The sequence below is a fragment of the Azospira restricta genome, from assembly GCF_016858125.1.
Taxonomy (GTDB): Bacteria; Pseudomonadota; Gammaproteobacteria; order Burkholderiales; family Rhodocyclaceae; genus Proximibacter; species Proximibacter restrictus.
Window position 1 is genome coordinate 666792 of the sequence record NZ_CP064781.1, and the last position, 16196, is coordinate 682987.

The 16196-nt window shown below is 67.9% G+C and carries 17 protein-coding genes; 7 read left to right on the forward strand and 10 right to left on the reverse strand.

Features of this window, described 5'->3' with window-relative positions; genetic code table 11:
- Positions 1 to 36 precede the first annotated feature (36 nt).
- From mnmE to rpmH, 5 genes are read right to left on the reverse strand one after another with little or no spacing between them, the layout of a single operon-like run.
- Positions 37 to 1380 (reverse strand): tRNA uridine-5-carboxymethylaminomethyl(34) synthesis GTPase MnmE, encoded by a 1344-nt coding sequence (gene mnmE, locus IWH25_RS03145; RefSeq protein ID WP_203387907.1) that lies wholly within the window; start codon positions 1378 to 1380, stop codon positions 37 to 39.
- Positions 1361 to 3025 carry a membrane protein insertase YidC gene (gene yidC / locus IWH25_RS03150; RefSeq protein WP_203387908.1) on the reverse strand — a complete coding sequence of 555 codons (1665 nt, stop codon included), beginning with the start codon at positions 3023 to 3025 and terminating at the stop codon, positions 1361 to 1363. Before yidC ends, mnmE begins: the two co-directional genes overlap by 20 nt.
- Before the next feature lie 24 nt (positions 3026 to 3049).
- Positions 3050 to 3259 (reverse strand): membrane protein insertion efficiency factor YidD, encoded by a 210-nt coding sequence (gene yidD, locus IWH25_RS03155; RefSeq protein ID WP_203387909.1) that lies wholly within the window; start codon positions 3257 to 3259, stop codon positions 3050 to 3052.
- Positions 3260 to 3275: 16 nt separating this feature from the next.
- Positions 3276 to 3698, reverse strand: a complete 423-nt coding sequence (gene rnpA, locus IWH25_RS03160; RefSeq protein ID WP_203387910.1) for a ribonuclease P protein component — start codon at positions 3696 to 3698, stop codon at positions 3276 to 3278.
- Positions 3695 to 3829 carry a 50S ribosomal protein L34 gene (gene rpmH, locus IWH25_RS03165; protein WP_203387911.1) on the reverse strand — a complete coding sequence of 45 codons (135 nt, stop codon included), beginning with the start codon at positions 3827 to 3829 and terminating at the stop codon, positions 3695 to 3697. The genes rnpA and rpmH overlap by 4 nt, the downstream gene beginning before the upstream one ends.
- Before the next feature lie 284 nt (positions 3830 to 4113).
- On the opposite strand from rpmH, the gene dnaA reads away from it, so the two are divergent.
- The 3 genes from dnaA (at position 4114) to gyrB (ending at position 9325) form a co-directional block, all read left to right on the forward strand.
- Positions 4114 to 5493: a chromosomal replication initiator protein DnaA gene (gene dnaA, locus IWH25_RS03170; protein WP_203387912.1), complete on the forward strand. Its 1380-nt coding sequence runs from the start codon at positions 4114 to 4116 to the stop codon at positions 5491 to 5493.
- A gap of 206 nt (positions 5494 to 5699) precedes the next feature.
- Positions 5700 to 6806, forward strand: coding sequence for a DNA polymerase III subunit beta (dnaN, locus tag IWH25_RS03175; RefSeq protein ID WP_203387913.1), 1107 nt, complete (start codon positions 5700 to 5702; stop codon positions 6804 to 6806).
- Between the two features lie 53 nt (positions 6807 to 6859).
- Positions 6860 to 9325: a DNA topoisomerase (ATP-hydrolyzing) subunit B gene (gene gyrB, locus IWH25_RS03180; protein WP_203387914.1), complete on the forward strand. Its 2466-nt coding sequence runs from the start codon at positions 6860 to 6862 to the stop codon at positions 9323 to 9325.
- 91 nt (positions 9326 to 9416) lie between these two features.
- Here the strand turns inward: gyrB and IWH25_RS03185 are convergent, their stop codons facing one another.
- The 5 genes from IWH25_RS03185 to IWH25_RS03205 all read right to left on the reverse strand — a co-directional run bounded on the left by IWH25_RS03185 (position 9417) and on the right by IWH25_RS03205 (position 13489).
- Positions 9417 to 9887, reverse strand: coding sequence for an aminoacyl-tRNA deacylase (locus tag IWH25_RS03185; RefSeq protein WP_203387915.1), 471 nt, complete (start codon positions 9885 to 9887; stop codon positions 9417 to 9419).
- A gap of 96 nt (positions 9888 to 9983) precedes the next feature.
- Positions 9984 to 10910: a PLP-dependent cysteine synthase family protein gene (locus IWH25_RS03190; RefSeq protein WP_203387916.1), complete on the reverse strand. Its 927-nt coding sequence runs from the start codon at positions 10908 to 10910 to the stop codon at positions 9984 to 9986.
- Entirely contained in the window at positions 10907 to 12382 is a 1476-nt protein-coding gene (gene moeB, locus IWH25_RS03195) for a molybdopterin-synthase adenylyltransferase MoeB (protein ID WP_238998983.1), read from the reverse strand. The genes IWH25_RS03190 and moeB overlap by 4 nt, the downstream gene beginning before the upstream one ends.
- Entirely contained in the window at positions 12375 to 12797 is a 423-nt protein-coding gene (locus tag IWH25_RS03200; RefSeq protein WP_203387917.1) for a M67 family metallopeptidase, read from the reverse strand. The genes moeB and IWH25_RS03200 overlap by 8 nt, the downstream gene beginning before the upstream one ends.
- Before the next feature lie 221 nt (positions 12798 to 13018).
- On the reverse strand, positions 13019 to 13489 hold the full coding sequence (locus tag IWH25_RS03205) for an SRPBCC family protein (protein WP_203387918.1): 471 nt from the start codon (positions 13487 to 13489) through the stop codon (positions 13019 to 13021).
- A gap of 58 nt (positions 13490 to 13547) precedes the next feature.
- Between IWH25_RS03205 and IWH25_RS03210 the strand changes: the two genes are divergently transcribed.
- From IWH25_RS03210 to IWH25_RS03225, 4 genes are all read left to right on the forward strand, one after another.
- Positions 13548 to 14258: a pseudouridine synthase gene (locus IWH25_RS03210; protein ID WP_203387919.1), complete on the forward strand. Its 711-nt coding sequence runs from the start codon at positions 13548 to 13550 to the stop codon at positions 14256 to 14258.
- Between the two features lie 51 nt (positions 14259 to 14309).
- Positions 14310 to 14669, forward strand: a complete 360-nt coding sequence (locus IWH25_RS03215) for a DsrE/DsrF/TusD sulfur relay family protein (RefSeq protein ID WP_203387920.1) — start codon at positions 14310 to 14312, stop codon at positions 14667 to 14669.
- Between the two features lie 2 nt (positions 14670 to 14671).
- Positions 14672 to 15586, forward strand: coding sequence for a hydrogen peroxide-inducible genes activator (locus IWH25_RS03220; protein WP_203387921.1), 915 nt, complete (start codon positions 14672 to 14674; stop codon positions 15584 to 15586).
- Positions 15587 to 15691: 105 nt separating this feature from the next.
- Positions 15692 to 16168 (forward strand): Dps family protein, encoded by a 477-nt coding sequence (locus tag IWH25_RS03225; protein ID WP_203387922.1) that lies wholly within the window; start codon positions 15692 to 15694, stop codon positions 16166 to 16168.
- Positions 16169 to 16196 lie beyond the last annotated feature (28 nt).

Genomic DNA, 16196 nt, shown 5'->3' on the forward strand with positions numbered 1-16196 from the left:
GGGTCAGGGCGGAGGGCGCTTGCGCAGTGGCGGCCGCTATTTGCCGATGCAGAAGCGGCCGAAGATTTCGCCGAGCAGGTCGTCGGCGCTGAATTCGCCGGTGATCCGCCCCAAGGCCTGCTGCGCCAGCCGCATCTCCTCGGCGAAGAGCTCCAGCCGCGGCAGCTGCGCTTCGGCCGCGGCGAGGTGCGCGGCCGCCTCGCGCAGCGCCTGCAGGTGCCGTTCGCGCGCGATGAAGACGTCTTCGGCCTGGTGCCAGCCGGCGACGGCGAGCAGTTCCTGCTGCAGCACGTCGATGCCCTCCCCCGTCTTGGCCGACAGCGCGATGCTGACGCCGTCGGCGGTCTCCCGGCGTTCCGGCGCGCGGCCGGCGAGGTCGATCTTGTTGTCGACGGTGATGCGCCGGATCGCCGCCGGCAGCCGCGCGAGGATCGCCCGCTCGGCGTCGCCGACGCCATGCTGGGCGTCGGTCAGCAGCAGCACGACGTCGGCACGCTCGATCTCGCGCCAGGTGCGCTCGATGCCGATCTTCTCGACCTCGTCCTCGGTCTCGCGCAGGCCGGCGGTGTCGATCACGTGCAGCGGAATGCCCTCGATCTGGATGCTGCCCTTCAGCGCGTCGCGCGTGGTGCCGGCGACCGGCGTGACGATCGCCAGCTCGTCGCCGGCGAGCCGGTTGAGCAGGCTGGACTTGCCGACGTTCGGCTGGCCGACCAGCACCACGTGCAGGCCGCCCTGCAACAGCCGCCCCTGCTGCGCGCGGTCGAAGACCGCGGCCAGTCGCGCGGCGAGGCGGTTCAGCCGGCCGAAGGCGTCGGCCGACTGCAGGAAGTCGATCTCCTCGTCGGGGAAGTCGAGGGTCGCCTCGGTCAGCGCGCGCAGCTCGGTCAGCTCGTCGACCAGCGCGTGGATCTCCTTCGAGAACTCGCCCTGCAGCGAGCGCACCGCCGAGCGCGCGGCGCTCGCCGTGGCGGCGTCGATCAGGTCGGCGACGGCTTCCGCCTGCGCCAGGTCGAGCTTGTCGTTGTCAAACGCGCGGCGCGTGAATTCACCGGGTTCGGCCAGTCGCGCGCCGAGCTCGACGCAGCGCGCGAGCAGCAGCTGCATGACCACCGGCCCGCCATGGCCCTGCAGTTCGATGACGTCGTCGCCGGTGAAGGAATGCGGCGCCGGGAAGTAAAGGAGCAGGCCGCTGTCGAGCGTGCGGCCGTCGGCATCGCGGAAGTCGGCCAGCGTCGCCAGGCGCGGCTTCGGCGCCTTGCCGGTCAGCGCCTGCGCGAAGGGCGCCAGCCCGGCGCCCGAGACGCGGACGACGCCGATGCCGCCGCGGCCCGGCGCCGTCGCGATGGCGGCGATGGTGTCAGGCGGCCTGCTTGCCACCGCCCTCGATCATCCGCGTGATCTGCCACTGCTGGGCGATCGACAGGATGTTGTTGACCACCCAGTAGAGGACCAGGCCGGACGGGAACCAGAAGAACATGACGCCGAAGATGAAGGGCATGGCCATCATCACCTTGGCCTGGATCGGGTCCGGCGGCGTCGGGTTGAGCTTGGTCTGGATGATCATCGAGACGACCATGATCACCGGCAGCACGTAGTACGGGTCGGCCGACGACAGGTCGGTGATCCACAGCGCCCACGGCGCGTCGCGCATCTCGACGGCGCCGAGCAGCACCCAGTAGAGCGCGATGAACACCGGGATCTGCACCAGGATCGGCAGGCAGCCGCCGAGCGGGTTGATCTTCTCGGTCTGGTAGAGCTTCATCATTTCCTGGTTGAGGCGCTGGCGGTCGTCGCCGAAGCGCTCCTTCAGCTGCATCAGGCGCGGCGTGATCGTGCGCATCTTCGCCATCGACTTGTAGCTGGCCGCGGACAGCGGATAGAAGATGGCCTTGATGCCGACGGTCAGCAGCACGATCGCCCAGCCCCAGTTGCCGACCAGCCCGTGGATCGCCTGCAGTACCCAGAAGATCGGCGCGGCGATCACCGTCAGCCAGCCGTAGTCGACGACCAGGTCGAGGCCTTCGGCCAGCTTCTTCAGCGTCGCCTGCTCCTGCGGGCCGGCGTAGAGCGTGATCGACTGCTGGCCGGCGGCGCCCGGCGCGATCTGCGGCAGCGGCAGGATCAGGCCGGCGGCGGTGAGCAGCGGGCTGCCGTTGCCGCCCTCGAGCTTGCGCGCGTAGAACTCGCGCTTGTCCTTGCCCTGCGGCACCCAGGCGGCGACGAAGTAGTGCTGGACCATCGCCAGCCAGCCGTTGTCGGCCGACTTGGCGAACTTGGCCTTGTCCTTGGCGATGTCGTCGAAGGCGAGCTTCTGGTACTTCTCCTCGCCGGTAAAGACGGCCGGGCCGGTGAAGGTGGACACCATCGCGCTCTCGCCCTCCGGCGCGACGTCGTCGCGCTGAAACTGGTAGTAGGCGTGCGCGGTCAGCGGCTGCGCGCCGCCGTTCAGAACCTCGGTGGCGACGTCGATGGCGTAGCTGCCGCGGCTGAAGGTGTACACCTTGGCGACCTTGACGCCGTTGGCGGCGGTCGCCTCCAGGCGGACCTGCAGCTTGTCGTCCTTGCCGCCGTCCTTGGCCAGCTCGCGCGGGCCCTTGACGGCGGTGAACTGTGTCCGGTGGTTCGGCATGCCGTCGCCGATCAGCCCGCTCTGCGCCGCGTAGCGGTGCTTCGGCTCGAACAGCGCGAAGGTCCTGCGCTTGTCCTCGGTCGCGGTATAGCGGCTGAGCTCGAGGCGGGTGATGTCGCCGCCGAGGGTCGAGATGTCGGCGGTAAACAGATCGGTCTTGACCGTGATCGTCTCGGTCGTGGCGGCCGGGGCGGCGGCACCGGCCGGGGCCGCGGGCGCCGCCGTCGGCGCTGCGGCCTGCAGGCTGGTCGTCGGCTGCGGCGTCGCGGTGCCGGACTGAGCCGCAGTCGCCTGCACCGGCGCCTTCGGCTGGTTGTACTTCTGCCAGGCATCCCACAGCATGACCAGCGAGATGGAGAAGATCATCAGGAGAATCAGGCGTCGGTTGTCCATTAACGGCTCAAGTCTTCTTGGTTGTCAGGGTACGGGATCGTAGCCGCCGGGATGCCAGGGATGGCAGCGCGCGATGCGCTTCGCCCCCAGCCTCGCGCCCTTCCAGACCCCGTGTTTCTGGATGGCTTCGGCGGTGTATTCCGAGCAGCTGGGGAAGAACCGGCAGCGGCGGCCGAGCAGCGGGCTGATCGCCAGCTGGTAGAAACGAATCAGCAGCAGCAGCAGTTTCCTCATCGTCCTCGCCCCGCCGCTAGCGCAGCGGCGCCTTCAGCTTCAGCAGCAGCCGGTCGATCTCTTCCGCGATCGCCTTGCGATCGAACGCCGGCAGCTTGGCGTTGAGGCGCAGCACCAGATCGCGCGCCGGCAGCTGTTGGCGCAGCAGCCGGAACCGTTCGCGGCCGAGGCGCTTGATCAGGTTGCGGCGCACCGCCGCCTTGACCAGGCGCTTGGGGACCACGATGCCGAGGCGCGGTACGCTCCAGCTTTCGCCCTCTTCCTCCGCTCGCGGGCGGTAATGTAACAGGAAGTGCGGGCTTTTCAGGGCCCTTCTAAAACCAAAAACGGATGAATACTCATCCGTTTTGGTCAATCGATAGCGCTTGGGAAAACCGAAACCGCGGGTCGTTGCGGCCGGCCTGCCGTTGCCGCCGGCAGCTGTGCCGTCAGTGCTCAAACGCCCAGACGGTGACGGCCCTTGGCGCGGCGCGCAGCGATGACCTTGCGGCCACCCTTGGTGCGCATGCGGACCAGGAAACCGTGCGTACGCTTGCGGCGGACCACCGAGGGTTGATAAGTGCGTTTCATGATTTATGCCCTTGATTTTGATGCAAAGATAAACGCGCAATTAGACCGAAAGCGCCTTCTTGTGTCAAGGCCAATTTTTTTCACAGCCTGTGGATAACTCTTCGTCGAGCAGAGTAAAATGCTCGCAAAAGCGGCGCTCGACGACCGCTTTTTTCGCTTGACAATCCATTATAAACAAGAAGTTAAGGCTTGATTCGGCGGCAGGGGCAAGGGCTGTGGACGATCCCGTCCGCGGCACGGTCCGCTTCCCGACGACGCCTCGCCGCCGGCCGGAAAATCTGCATATGAGTTCTTTCTGGAATTCCTGCCTCAGCCAGTTCGAACAGGAACTGCCGCTGCAGCAATTCAACACCTGGATTCGTCCGCTGCGCCTCGAGGGCGAGGACGACATCAACAACGGCCTGCGCCTGATCGCCCCCAACGGCTTCATCCTGAAATGGGTCAAGGAACGCTACCTGAGCCGCATCGAGGACCTCGGCCGGGCCTATTTCGACGCACCGGTGAGCATCGCGCTGACGCTCGGCAGCAGCAAGCCGGCGGCGCCGCCGCGTCCGCCAGCACGCCCGGCGGCGCCGGCGCCCGCCGCCGACCCCTCGCCCCCGGTCCCGCCGCCGGCGCTGCGCGCGAGCAGCAACCCGTACGAGAAGACGCGGCTGATCAATTCCTTCACCTTCGACAACCTGGTCGTCGGCAAGGCCAACGACCTCGCCCGCGCCGCGGCGATGCAGGTCGCGCAGAACCCGGGCGGCGCCTACAACCCGTTGTTCATCTACGGCGGCGCCGGCCTCGGCAAGACGCACCTGATCCACGCCATCGGCAACGCCATCCTCGCGCAGCAGCCGGACAAGGTCGTCCGCTACGTGCATGCCGAGGACTACTACTCCGACGTCGTGCGCGCCTACCAGCAGAAGTCCTTCGACGTCTTCAAGCGCTACTACCGCTCGCTCGACGTGCTGCTGGTCGACGACGTGCAGTTCTTCAACGGCAAGAACCGCACGCAGGAGGAGTTCTTCTACGCCTTCAACGCGCTGATCGAGGCCAGGAAGCAGATTGTGATCAGCTGCGACACCTATCCGAAGGACATCTCGGGCCTCGAGGACCGGCTGATCACGCGCTTCGACTGGGGCCTGACGGTGCAGATCGAGCCGCCGGAGACCGAGATGCGCGTCGCCATCCTGAAGAAGAAGGCCGAGGCCGAGGGCGTCGCGCTCAGCGACGAGGTCGCCTTCGTCATCGCCAAGCATCTGCGCTCGAACGTCCGCGAACTGGAGGGCGCGCTGAAGAAGGTGCTCGCCTACTCCTCGTTCCACGGCCGCGAGATCGAGCTCGACCTCGCCAAGGAGGCGCTGAAGGACGTGATCGGCGCGGTCAACCGGCAGATCACCGTCGAGAACATCCAGAAGACCGTCGCCGACTACTACAAGATCAAGGTTGCCGACCTCTTCTCGCCGAAGCGCACGCGCGCCATCGCCCGCCCGCGCCAGGTGGCGATGTGGCTGGCCAAGGACCTCACCGCGCACAGCTACCCGATGATCGGCGACGCCTTCGGCGGCCGCGACCACACGACGGTCTTGCACGCCGTGCGCACGATCGATTCGCTGCGCACCAAGGACAACGAGCTCAACCATGACCTGCACGTGCTGCTGCAGGTGCTGAAGGGGTAGACGGGACAAGTCTGTGAACAAGCTGGGGGGCGAATGTGGAGAACCCCGGATTTATTCACTTGTGGATAAATCATCCAGTTTTCACCCACAGGCAAGCAACAGGCTTTTCAAGAGCCATTTTTTCAATGCAACGTACTGTAGAATAAGCGGTTTTACGAAGTATCCACAGAGTTGACCGGCAGCTTATATTTATAGGAATTAGATATATGGTCCTTATTAAAACCCAACGCGACACGCTGCTCGCGCCGCTGCAGTCGGTTTCCGGCATCGTCGAGAAACGCCATACCCTGCCTATCCTGTCCAATGTGCTGCTGGAAAAGAAGGGCGACACGCTGACGCTGCTGGCGACCGACATCGAGATCCAGATCACCACCAGCACGCAGGGTGCGCAGGGCGACGCCGACGGTGCGGTCACGGTCGGCGCGAAGAAGCTGCAGGACATCCTGCGCTCGCTGCCGGACACTGCCGAAGTCAGCCTGATCCTCGAAGACAAGCGCCTGCAGCTGCGCGCCGGGAAGAGCCGCTTCAGCCTGCAGACGCTGCCCGCCGACGACTTCCCGCGGATGGCGATCGCCGACGGCGAGGCGAAGCGGATCACCGTCACGCAGAAGCAGTTCCGCCAGCTGCTGGCGCAGACCCAGTTCGCGATGGCAGCGCAGGACGTGCGCTACTACCTGAACGGCCTCCTCCTGCTGGTGGATGGCGGCGAACTGCGTGCCGTCGCCACCGACGGCCACCGCCTGGCCTTTGCCAGCATGGCGATCGACGGCAGCCTGCCGCGCCAGGAACTGATCCTGCCGCGCAAGACCGTGCTCGAGCTGAACCGCCTGCTCTCCGACAACGACGAGCCGCTGGTGATCGAGGCGGCGCCGAACCAGATCCGCTTCCAGTTCGGCCATATCAACCTCGTTTCCAAGCTGATCGACGGCAAGTTCCCGGATTATGAACGTGTCATACCTGCGACGCTGCGCAACACGCTGACGATCAACCGCGCTGCGCTGCTCTCGTCGATGCAGCGGGCGGCGATCCTGACCAACGAGAAGTTCCGCGGCGTGCGCCTGGTGCTCGCCGCCGGCAGCCTGAAGATCATGGCCGCCAACGCCGAGCAGGAAGAGGCGCAGGAAGAGCTCGAAGTCGAGTACGGCGGCGACGCGATCGACATCGGCTTCAACGTCGGCTACCTGCTCGACGTGCTCAACAACAGCTCGGCGGAAACCGTGCAGTGGGGGCTCAACGACTCGAACTCGAGCGCGCTGGTGACGATCCCCGGCAACGAGCGTTTCAAGTACGTCGTGATGCCGATGCGCATCTGACACTGCTTTCGACAAGTCATTGATGTTCCACGTGAAACAGGGAAACTAGAATAGTGAGCGAACAGAACAACGCCCCGGCCTACGGCGAAGCCAGTATCCAGATCCTGGAAGGCCTGGAGGCGGTCAGGAAACGTCCGGGGATGTACATCGGCGACACCTCGGACGGCACCGGCCTGCACCACCTGGTCTTCGAAGTCGTCGACAACTCGATCGACGAGGCGCTGGCCGGACACTGCGACGACATCGTCGTCACCATCCACGCCGACAACTCGATCTCGGTCACCGACAACGGTCGCGGCATCCCGACCGGCGTCAAGATGGACGACAAGCACGAGCCGAAGCGCTCGGCCGCCGAGATCGCGCTGACCGAGCTGCACGCCGGCGGCAAGTTCAACCAGAACTCGTACAAGGTGTCCGGCGGCCTGCACGGCGTTGGCGTCTCGTGCGTGAACGCCTTGTCGAAGTGGCTGCGGCTGACGATCCGCCGCGACGGCCAGAAGCACTTCATGGAATTCAACCGCGGCGTCCCGGTCGACCGCGCGCTGGAGATGCGCGACGGCGTCGAAGTCTCGCCGCTGAAGGTGCTCGGCACGACCGAGAAGCGCGGCACCGAGGTGCACTTCCTCGCCGACGAGGAGATCTTCGGCGTCGTCGAGTTCCACTACGAGATCCTCGCCAAGCGCCTGCGCGAGCTGTCCTTCCTGAACAACGGCGTCAGCATCAAGCTGGTCGACCAGCGTTCCGGCAAGGAGGAGCTGTTTGCGTTTGCCGGCGGCGTCAAGAGCTTCGTCGAGTACATCAACCGCTCGAAGTCGGTGCTGCACCCGACCGTCTTCTATTCGACCGGCGAGAGCACGGCGCCGAACGGCGCGACGATCGGCGTCGAGGTGGCGATGCAGTGGAACGACTCGTACGCCGAGCAGGTGCTGTGCTTCACCAACAACATCCCGCAGTCCGACGGCGGCACGCACCTGACCGGCCTGCGCACGGCGATGACGCGCGTCATCAACAAGTACATCGAGGAAAACGAGATCGCCAAGAAGGCGAAGGTCGACATCTCCGGTGACGACATGCGCGAGGGCCTCGCCTGCGTGCTGTCGGTGAAGATGCCCGATCCCAAGTTCGCCTCGCAGACGAAGATGAAGCTGGTATCAAGCGAAGCGCAGCCGGCGGTGCAGGAAGTCGTCGCCGCCAAGCTCGCCGAGTTCCTGCTCGAGCGCCCGGCCGACGCCAAGGTGATCACCGGCAAGATCGTCGAGGCGGCGCGTGCGCGCGAAGCCGCGCGCAAGGCGCGCGAGATGACGCGGCGCAAGGGCGTGCTCGACGGCGTCGGCCTGCCCGGCAAGCTTGCCGACTGCCAGGAGAAGGACCCGTCGCTGTGCGAGCTGTACCTGGTCGAGGGCGACTCCGCCGGCGGCTCCGCCAAGCAGGGCCGCGACCGCAAGTTCCAGGCGATCCTGCCGCTGAAGGGCAAGATCCTCAACGTCGAGAAGGCGCGCTTCGACAAGCTGATCTCGTCGCAGGAAATCGCGACGCTGATCACCGCGCTCGGCACCGGCATCGGCAAGGACGAGTACAAGCCGGAAAAGCTGCGCTACCACCGCATCATCATCATGACCGACGCCGACGTCGATGGCGCGCACATCCGCACGCTGCTCTTGACCTTCTTCTACCGGCAGATGCCGGAGCTGGTCGAGCGCGGCCACATCTACATCGCGCAGCCGCCGCTGTACAAGGTCAAGGTCGGCAAGACCGAGCGCTACATCAAGGACGACCACGAGCTGAACCAGTTCCTGCTGCGGATGGCGCTCGACGAAGCCGCGGTGGTGCCGAAGGCCGGCGCCGAGCCGATCAGCGGCGCGGCGCTGGAGGAAATGGCGCGCGAATACCTGCTCGCCGAGGCGGTCATCAACCGCCTCGACCATCTGGTCAACCCGGAGGTGCTGCACACGATCGTCGACGCCAACCTGAAGCTCGACCTGTCCTCCGAGGCGGCCGCGCAGCAGTCGGCCAGCGAACTGTCGAAGCGGGTGAACCACGGCATCCAGATCCGCGCGCGCTACGACGAGGCACACGAACGCTGGCAGCTGCGCGTCGAGAAGATCCACCACGGCAACCTCAAGGTCGGCGTCATCGACGAGGACCTGTTGATCTCGGGCGACTGGGCGCAGCTGATGAAGACCGCCGACATGCTCTCCGGCCTCTTCGGCGCCGGCGGCTACGCCCAGCGCGGCGAAAAGAAGGCACCGGTCGTCGCCTTCGCGCAGGCGATGAACTGGCTGCTCGCCGAAGTCGAGCGCACGGTCAGCAAGCAGCGCTACAAGGGTCTCGGCGAAATGAACCCGGAGCAGCTGTGGGAAACGACGATGGACCCGAAGGTCCGCCGCCTGCTGAAGGTGCAGATCGAGGACGCGATCGGCGCCGACGAGATCTTCACGACGCTGATGGGCGAACTGGTCGAGCCGCGCCGCAACTTCATCGAGTCGAACGCGCTGGCGGCGCGCAACATCGACGTCTGACGCGCTTCTCCCCACCGGCCGCTGCGCGCGGCCGGTGCGGCAAGCGAGCGAAGGCCCCGCCCGGGGCCTTCGTCGTTTTGCGGCCGGGACGCTACAGGCGGCGGGCGAAGCTGGCGCGGTCGGCGTCGGCCATCAGGTCGAGGAAGGTGTCCGTCTTCATGTGCACCAGATCCTCGTGGTTGCCGGCCTCGAAATAGATGTCCCGCTCGTTTGCCAGCTCGTCGTCCATCACCGTGCGGATGCCGTAGGCCGGCCCCATCGGCGGGATGGCGCCGAGTTCGCAGTCCTGGAACAGTTCTTCCAACTCCCATTCCTCGGCCAGCTGCAGGTGGCGGCCGAGGCGCTTGTTGAGCGCGGTGATGCCGACGTGGCAGGTCGAGGGCAGCACCGCCATCACGTAGCCGAGATCGTCGCGGAACAGCACCGGCTTGGCCAGCCGGTCGCCCGGAACGTGCGCCATCTGCGCGGTTTCCATGCTGCAGCTGCTGTGCGCGTGGTGCATCATCTCGAAGGGGGCGTGGTGGCGCTGCAGGTAGTCCTGCAGGGTATTGGCCATGGACATGATCGTTCTCCTTGATGCGAAGAAGGAAAATCCGTTTTTCTTTCTGTCCTCCCGCAACCCACTATAGACGGCGCATCGCGCCACCGCGAGCCGCGTTCAGCCGTCGCGCCACAGCCCGGTCGACACGTAGCGCTCGCCGGTGTCGCTGAACAGCGTGACGATGCGTCGGTGGCGGCCGCCCGCCGCGAGCTGCAGCGCGACGTGCAGGAAGGCGCCGGACGACGGGCCGGCGTAGATGCCGGCGCGCGCCAGCCGCCGGCAGGCGGCGGCAGCCTGGTCGAGGCTGACCGGATAGCGGCGGTCGATCAGCGCCTCGTCGAGGATCGCCGGCACGATGTCGCCCGGATGGCCGAGCGGCTTCAGCCCCTCGATGCCGGGAAAGGTCTCCGGGATCGCCGCGGCGACGAACAGCGCCGGGTTGGTCTGACGCAGGCGGCGGGCGATGCCGGTCAGCGTGCCGCCGGTGCCGACGCCGGCGACCAGCGCATCCGGCGGCGGCAGGCCGCGCTCGGTGAACTGGGCGAGGATCTCGCCGCCGGTGCCGACGAAATGCGCCTGCCAGTTGTCGGCGTTGGCGTACTGGTCGCACAGCCAGTAGCGCTCGGGCTGCTCGTCGGCGAGCCGGTGCGCGGTGCGCAGCGCGTGGTCGTAGCCTTCGAGCGGGTCGGTCAGCACCAGCTCGGCGCCGTGCGCGCGCATGCGGTCTATGCGCTCGGCGCTGGCATTGCCGGGGACGACCAGCGTCACCGGTACGCCGAGCGCGGCGCCGAACATCGCGTAGGAGATGCCGGCGTTGCCCGACGACGAGTCGAGCAGCCGGCGGCCGCCGGCGAAGCGGCCGGCGGCGACGGCACGCGTCAGCATGCGCGCGACCGGGCGGTCCTTGATCGAGCCGCCGGGGTTCACGCTCTCCAGCTTGGCGAACAGGCGGACGTCGCCTCCGGCCTCGGCGGCGAACGGAATTTCGAGCAGCGGTGTGTGGCCGACCGCGGCCAGCAGCGCCGCGCCGGCGGCGGCGCTCATGCCGCGGCCCGGCAGAAGCCGGCGTAGTCGGCGTAGCCGGGGAAGGCCTTGCCTTCGCCGCAGTAGGCGCAGTGCGGGTCGGCGGCCAGCGCGTACTCGCTGAAGCGGCCGGCCAGCGCGTCGTAGCAGAGCAGCCGGCCGACCAGCGGGTCGCCGAGGTCGAGCAAGAGCTTGATCGTCTCGACCGCCTCGAGCAGGCCGACGACGCCGGGCAGCACGCCGAGCACGCCGGCCTCGGCACAGGACGGCGCCAGCTCGGGCGGCGGCGGCGCCGGGTAGAGGCAGCGGTAGCACGGGCCGCGGCGCTTGCCGTAGGCCGGCCAGAAGACGCTGACCTGGCCCTCGAAGCGGTACACCGAGCCATGCACGTTGGGCAGGCCGAGGCGGACGCAGGCGTCATTCACCAGGTAGCGGGTCGGGAAGTTGTCGGAACCGTCGACGATCACGTCGTAGCCGGCGAAGATGCGCTCGACGTTGTCGCGCGTCAGCCGCTCGGCCCAGGTGTCGATGCGTACCGCCGGGTTCAGCGCGGCCAGGCTGGCGCGCGCCGAATCGACCTTCAGCTGGCCGACGCGGCCGTCGCCGTGCAGCACCTGGCGCTGCAGGTTGCTGCGGTCGACGCGGTCGTCGTCGACCAGGCCGAGCGTGCCGACGCCGGCCGCCGCCAGATAGAGCGCCGCCGGGCAGCCGAGGCCGCCGGCGCCGACCAGCAGCACCCTGCTCGCCAAGAGCTTGGCCTGGCCGGCCTCGCCGACCTCGGGAATGGCGAGATGGCGGCTGTAGCGCTCGCGCTCGTCGCGGCTCAGCGCCGACGGCATCGCCCACGGCAGGCCCTCGGCCTTCCAGCGCGCGAAGCCGCCGGCGAGCGAATAGACGCGGCGGTAGCCGAGGCGCAGCAGGCTCTCGGCGGCGAACAGCGAGCGCACGCCGCCGGCGCACATCGTCACCAGCGGCTTCTCGTAGTCGGGCACCGCCTCCTCGATCTTCAGCTCGAGGAAGCCGCGGCCGAGCGGCAGCGCGCCGAGCGCGCTGCCCTGCGCGATCTCGTCGGCCTCGCGCACGTCGACCAGCAGCGCGCCCTGCGCCTGCAGCGCCAACGCCTCGGCCGGTGTCAGCTGCGGCACCGTCTGCCGCAGTTCCTGCAGCCGCTGCTCGCGCGCGCGCGGCGCGCCGCCGGCGACCGCCGGGATGATCGCCAGCACCTCGCCGGCGGCGAGCGGCGTCGCCAGCCCCTGCCGGCGGCGCACGTCGTCGGCGCCGAGGTAGAGGTTCACGAACTGGCGCGGCTCGCCGTCGGCGCCGAGCACGCGCTCGAGGATGCCGGGATGGGCGTCGCCGAGCGCGGCCAGCGCCTCGCCGACGGTCGCCGCGCTGACCGTGACGCTGTCGGCGCCGCCGGTGAAGCCGCGCAGCGGCGTCGGGATGCGGACCGTCACCGGCACGCCGGCGCGCAGGGTTTCGGCATCAGCCATGACGCACCTCCTCTTCGACGAAATGATCCCCGGCCAGCCGCCACGACTGCAGCTCGAATACGCCGTCGCGGCCGACCGCGAGGATCAGGTAGGACCAGCCGCCCCAGGCCATCGCCAGGTCGGTTGCGCTCGGGTGTGCCGGATGGTCCGGGTGGCTGTGCCAGACGCCGACCACCGCCATCCCGGCAGCTTCGGCTTCGGCCTCGGCGCCGAGGTAGTCTACCGGGTCGAGCTCGAAGCGGTCGTGCGCGCGTGCGCGGTTCAGGTTGCGAGCGGCGTGCTGGCGGATGACGCGGCAGCGGCCGTCGGCCCAGTCGCCGAGCAGCAGGCCGCAGGTTTCCAGCGGGTAGCCCGCCGCCGCCAGCGTTTCGAGCTCGGCGCGAACCTTTCCGGGAAGGACGAGAACCGGTGCCATGGCACCTCCGCGGCAACGTCTATCGGGAGTCCTAAGGCTATGACTGCCGCAGGCCGCGCCGGTTCGTGGCGGCGGTTCAGGCGTACCCCAAGAGTAGTTCGTCGCAATGCGCAAAGCGCATTGCTCAGTGCGCACCCCAAGGGCACTTCTTCGCGATGTGTGGGCACATCGCTCAGTGCGCACCCCGGGAGTACTTCTTCGCAATGCGCAAAGCGCATTGCTCAGTGCGCGGTGTCGCCGGCGAGCAGGGTGCGGATGACGCGGACGGTGTCGATGTCCGACTCGTGGTAGGCCGCCTTGACGAACTCGGCGTAGGCCGCGTCGGCGTCGTCGGCCGATTCGCCGAGGGTGGTGGCGTAGGCGAAGCGCAGGAACAGGTGGTCCTCTTCCGGCTCCTCGATGGTGATCGTCAGCGTGCCGCCGGCGTGGCTGCCGGTCGCCGCGACCTCGAAGCGCATCCATTCGTAGCGCGACCAGGTGACGCGGTCCTCGATCGCCGCTTGGCCGAAGTCCAGCCGGCGCTGCAGCATGCAGTCGCCGCGTTCGAGGATGACGCAGGCGTCGAGCCCGGGCAGGAAATGGGTGGCGTCCTCCGCGCGGAACATCAGCCCCTGCCACAGCTGGTCCCGCGTCAAGAGCGGGATCATCGGGTTGCGCGGATCGTTGATCTCGACCAGATGTTCGAACTTCATGCCGCCATTTTGGCCCCGGAGCCGGCCTGGTGTCACGCCGGATGTTACGATGCGCGCCATGCCTACCGTACCACTCGAACGCATCCTCCATTCGCAGGGCTTTGGCAGCCGCAAGGAATGCCGCGCGCTGATCCGCCACGGCCGCGTCGCCATCGCCGGCGAGGTGGTCGACGACCCCTTCCGCGAAGTCGATCCGCAGGGCCTGGTGTTTTCCTTCGACGGCAAGGATTGGGCCTACCACGCGAAAGCCTACCTGATGCTGAACAAGCCGGCCGGCTACGAGTGCTCGCACCAGCCGAAGCACCACGCCAGCGTCTATGCGCTGCTGCCGCCGCCGCTGAATGGCCGCGGCGTGCAGTCGCTCGGCCGCCTCGACGAGGACACCACCGGCCTGCTGCTCTTTTCCGACGACGGCCAGTTCATCCACGCGATCAGCTCGGGCAAACGCAAGGTGGCGAAGACCTACCGGGTGACGGCGAAGCATCCGCTCGCCGACGAGGCGATCGCCCGCCTGCTCGCCGGCGTTCAACTCGACGACGAACCGGCGCCGATCGCCGCGGCGGGCTGCGAGCGCGTCGGCGAGCGGGAGATCCTGCTGACCGTGACCGAGGGCAAGTACCATCAGGTCAAGCGCATGGTCGCGGCGGTCGGCAACCGGGTCGAGGCGCTGTGCCGGGTCGCCGTCGGCGGCCTGACGCTGCCCGCCGACCTGGCCGTCGGCGACTGGCGCTGGCTGAGCGACGACGACCTGGCGCGCCTGCGCGCTTGATTTCCGGCCCCGGCCGGGTCCATCATAGCCCCGTTCAATCGGGAGCCCGCCATGCAGAAGATTCTGATGATTGTCCACGCGCCGCCCTATGGCAGCGAGCGCGTCCTGTCCGCGCTGCGGCTGGCGACGGCGCTGGTGGTGCAGGAGCAGGAGCGCGTCGACCTGTCGCTGTTCATGATGTCCGACGCGGTCACCGTCGGCCTGCCCGGGCAGCCGCCCGCCGAGGCCGGCGGCGGCCTGCAGCAGATGATCGAGGGCCTGGTCGGGCACGGCGCAACCGTCCGCCTGTGCCGTACCTGCGCGGTCGCCCGCGGCGTCGCCGAGCTGGAATTGATCCCCGGCGTCGCCATCGGCACGCTGACCGAGATGGCGGCAGCGGCGATCGAGGCGGACAAGGTCATCACCTTCTGATCATGACGCTGACCGAACTGCGCTACATCGTCACGCTCGCCCGCGAGCGCCATTTCGGGCGCGCCGCCGACAAATGCCATGTCAGCCAGCCGACGCTGTCGGTGGCGCTGAAGAAGGTCGAGCAGCGCATCGGCGCCCTGCTCTTCGAACGCTCGTCGGCCGACGTGCGCCTGACCCCGCTCGGTGAGCAGGTCGCGGCGCAGGCCGAACGCGTGCTCGAGGAGGCCGCCAAGCTCGACGAGATCGCCGTCCAGGGCAAGGACCCGCTGGTCGGGCCGCTGCGTCTCGGCGTCATCTACACCATCGCCCCCTACCTGCTGCCGCGGCTGATCCCGGCGCTGCACGCGCGCGCGCCGCAGATGCCGCTCTACCTGCAGGAGAACTTCACGGTGCGGCTGGCCGAGCAGCTGCGCCGCGGCGAGCTCGATGTCGCCGTGCTGGCGCTGCCCTTCTCCGAACCGGGGATCGTCACCCGCGCCGTCTACGACGAGCCGTTCCGCGTCGCGCTGCCGGCCGGCCATCCGTTCTGCAAGCGGCAGACGATTCCGAGCGAGGACCTGACCGCCGAGCACCTGCTGCTGCTCGGCCAGGGCAACTGCTTCCGCGACCAGGTGGTGCAGGCCTGCCCGCAGCTGTCCGAGCCGGGCGGGCTGGAGCGGGCGCTCGAGGGCAGCTCGCTGGAGACGCTGCGGCACATGGTGGCGAGCGGCGCCGGCCTGTCGGTGGTGCCGGCCTCGGCGGTCGAGACCTGGCCGCGCGACGAGAGCCTGCTGTCGATCCGCCCCTTCGCCGAGCCGGTACCGACGCGCCGCGTGGTGCTCGCCTGGCGGGTGACCTTCCCGCGGCCGCAGGCGATCGACGTGCTGCGCGACGCGATCCTGTCCGCGCCGCCGCCGGGGGTGCAGCCGCTGCATTAGGCGCGGCTATCGCGACGATTGGCACAAGCAACTGGTGCGCGGCCCCGGCGGAACGTATCTTGTAGCCAGGACCAACGATTCATCTGACCCAGGAAGGAAAGCGACATGGCAACGAAGATCAACATCGGCATCGCCGACAAGGACCGCAAGAAGATCGCCGACGGCCTCTCCCGGCTGCTCGCGGACAGCTACACGCTGTACCTGAAGACGCACAACTTCCACTGGAACGTGACCGGCCCGCAGTTCAACAGCCTGCACGTGATGTTCATGGGGCAGTACACCGAGATCTGGAACGCACTCGACCTGATCGCCGAACGCATCCGCTCGCTCGGCTACCCGGCGCCGGGCTCGTACAAGCAGTTCGTCGCGCTGTCGTCGATTCCCGAGGAGGAAGGCGTGCCCAAGGCCAAGGACATGATCCGCCAGCTGGTCGCCGGCCAGGAAGCGGTGACGCGCACGGCACGCGAGGTGTTCGCCATCGTCGACAAGGCCAACGACCAGCCGAGCGCCGACCTGCTCACCCAGCGCATGGAGGTGCACGAGAAGAACGCCTGGATGCTGCGCAGCCTGCTCGAGGAGTGAGCGGCTACTGACGTTTCACGTGAAACAA

What these genes read in the sequence shown, in the direction of transcription:
- dnaA (WP_203387912.1), top strand. Translation starts at nt 4,114, where the DNA reads ATGAGTTCTTTCTGGAATTCCTGCCTCAGCCAGTTCGAACAGGAACTG.
- IWH25_RS03220 (WP_203387921.1), top strand. Translation starts at nt 14,672, where the DNA reads ATGACGCTGACCGAACTGCGCTACATCGTCACGCTCGCCCGCGAGCGC.
- IWH25_RS03215 (WP_203387920.1), top strand. Translation starts at nt 14,310, where the DNA reads ATGCAGAAGATTCTGATGATTGTCCACGCGCCGCCCTATGGCAGCGAG.
- dnaN (WP_203387913.1), top strand. Translation starts at nt 5,700, where the DNA reads ATGGTCCTTATTAAAACCCAACGCGACACGCTGCTCGCGCCGCTGCAG.
- yidC (WP_203387908.1), bottom strand. Translation starts at nt 3,025, where the DNA reads ATGGACAACCGACGCCTGATTCTCCTGATGATCTTCTCCATCTCGCTG.
- IWH25_RS03190 (WP_203387916.1), bottom strand. Translation starts at nt 10,910, where the DNA reads ATGAGCGCCGCCGCCGGCGCGGCGCTGCTGGCCGCGGTCGGCCACACA.
- IWH25_RS03210 (WP_203387919.1), top strand. Translation starts at nt 13,548, where the DNA reads ATGCCTACCGTACCACTCGAACGCATCCTCCATTCGCAGGGCTTTGGC.
- rpmH (WP_203387911.1), bottom strand. Translation starts at nt 3,829, where the DNA reads ATGAAACGCACTTATCAACCCTCGGTGGTCCGCCGCAAGCGTACGCAC.
- moeB (WP_238998983.1), bottom strand. Translation starts at nt 12,382, where the DNA reads ATGGCTGATGCCGAAACCCTGCGCGCCGGCGTGCCGGTGACGGTCCGC.
- IWH25_RS03200 (WP_203387917.1), bottom strand. Translation starts at nt 12,797, where the DNA reads ATGGCACCGGTTCTCGTCCTTCCCGGAAAGGTTCGCGCCGAGCTCGAA.
- IWH25_RS03225 (WP_203387922.1), top strand. Translation starts at nt 15,692, where the DNA reads ATGGCAACGAAGATCAACATCGGCATCGCCGACAAGGACCGCAAGAAG.
- IWH25_RS03205 (WP_203387918.1), bottom strand. Translation starts at nt 13,489, where the DNA reads ATGAAGTTCGAACATCTGGTCGAGATCAACGATCCGCGCAACCCGATG.
- yidD (WP_203387909.1), bottom strand. Translation starts at nt 3,259, where the DNA reads ATGAGGAAACTGCTGCTGCTGCTGATTCGTTTCTACCAGCTGGCGATC.
- IWH25_RS03185 (WP_203387915.1), bottom strand. Translation starts at nt 9,887, where the DNA reads ATGTCCATGGCCAATACCCTGCAGGACTACCTGCAGCGCCACCACGCC.